The following is a 1,857-nucleotide window of genomic DNA, read 5'->3' on the forward strand; positions in this document are numbered from 1 at the left end:
ACTTCTGTTTAGTCTCAGCATCTACTACGACCTTTTCCTTGTCCAAATAACTTGGACTAACATAGAGCGTATTAGCATCTGGGCTATAGGTATCCAGTGTCTCTCCCTGTTCATTTTTTCCTTGTGGATTGGCAAAATGGAACAGATTATCCTTTACATAAAGAGCTTGTTCTTCTTCGATTGCTTCCTTGGCAAAGGCATACCACTTACTCTGATTTTCTGTATCATTTACTCTATCACCTAAGCCAAAAGAAATTTGATAATAGTCTGCTCTGTCCTGCCATGCTTGTTTTGAAATTTCAAGTTCTTTCAATCGTTGGTAAGACGTCAAACCTGTCTTAACAGCGTAGCCTACTGCAAAGACAGCAATCAACTGACACAATAGGGTTAAAGCCATCAAGCGTTTAAGGGGTAATCTCCCCTTAATAACAGGAACTAATGCCTTGTAACTCAAACTCATTAGATAAAGAAGCATTAGTAAAATTGAAATCGCCAATAAAAACAACAGATAGAGACTAATCCCAAAACCATAGGTGGCTAACAAGATAGGATAAAACAAACCTTGACTAAAAAGAACGACTCCCCCACCTAGGAAGGAAAGGAGGGCTGATAGAAGGAGCCATTTGATATCAGTAGATAAAGAATGCCCCATGATGGATAAGAGAGTCTGACCAGAAAAGAGTTTTATACCTGCTGCTCTCATTTCCTTAATCCGAGTGATAATCACTAAAGCAAAGAAAGATAAGCCAAATATTGCTAAACTAATTAAAATAAGGGGAATTAGTAACATTCTAAAGGCAAGAGAATAGGGCGGTGTCTTTCGGTCAGGAATTGCTTTATAACCCAAATCTCCTAATTTATCGGCAAGCTTTTCTTTCGTCAAGGAGCCTGACAAAAGGAGATAACTATTTAGCGGATCACTACGTTCACGACTTTCTTGGCTAGCTTCTTGGAATTCTTTTGGTAAAGTTCCCTGACCATAAGTTGCATAAGTAAAGTGAGTCGTCCCATCCTTACTCGGCTCTACAATTCTTCTAGCTATTAAACTCTGTTCTGAGTTTGCAAAATTCTCTAATTCCTTTTCAAATACCTCACGCGTCGGTTCCTGAGTATCTTTTTTAACACGAAGTAAGGAAACGGAATCATAGCTTGCATATAAATATTGTGGCGCACGTAAGACAATAATCCAAGCAAAGAAAAAGCTGAGAAAAAAAGTTGATAATAATATGAATAGTTTCTTCATAGTAGACTCCTTGTATAAGAGAATAACCCTATAGAACAAAGATTTTATGTTTTATAAATTCTTAGAATTATTTTCCTAGTTTAATCCATTACACCCTGAGCACCAAGACAACAAATTTAATCCTTCCTCGTTTTGAAAACGATTTCTTATAATTTAAGTATATCACTTTCTATATAATCTATCAACATATTTTACCAAAATATTATTAGTAATAGAATTTTACAGTTCCCTTAAAAATAGATGTCATTAACGAATTTTATACAAGTTTTTCCCATTCATATTATCCAAGCAAAAGAGATGATATTAACTAAAAAGCAATTCAAACTATTGTAAAATTGATACAAAAAAAGAGAGCCAAAACTCTCTTTTATCTTCTTTTACTTTTACTAACCGACATGAGGGTAATATCTCGCAAGCTAAAGTATGCTAGGAAGAGCATGGCGATTGCGATAAAGAATTCTGTCGGTAGCTGAAAGATTTGCAGAACAGACAACATGAGCAAAATCAAGAGTGCTACGAAAGCAAAGACGACAAGGACGATATTGACTGTCCCTTTAATGCTTTCTGGTGTCGCAAATACATAGAGTAGTAATAAGAGGAGTCCTATGATTAAA

General features: G+C 35.6%; 1 protein-coding gene and 1 pseudogene. Both read right to left on the minus strand.

Annotated elements, in window-relative coordinates; translation table 11 throughout:
- A pseudogene (locus tag ACLNCN_RS04520) lies at positions 1–1,243 on the minus strand (bacteriocin-associated integral membrane family protein); the annotation flags it as partial.
- Positions 1,244–1,610: 367 nt separating this feature from the next.
- Positions 1,611–1,857 (minus strand): DUF3165 family protein (locus ACLNCN_RS04525; protein WP_424844718.1); only part of this gene is annotated, 247 nt, incomplete at its 5' end.

The sequence above is a fragment of the Streptococcus sp. CL8.13 genome (genome assembly GCF_049737895.1).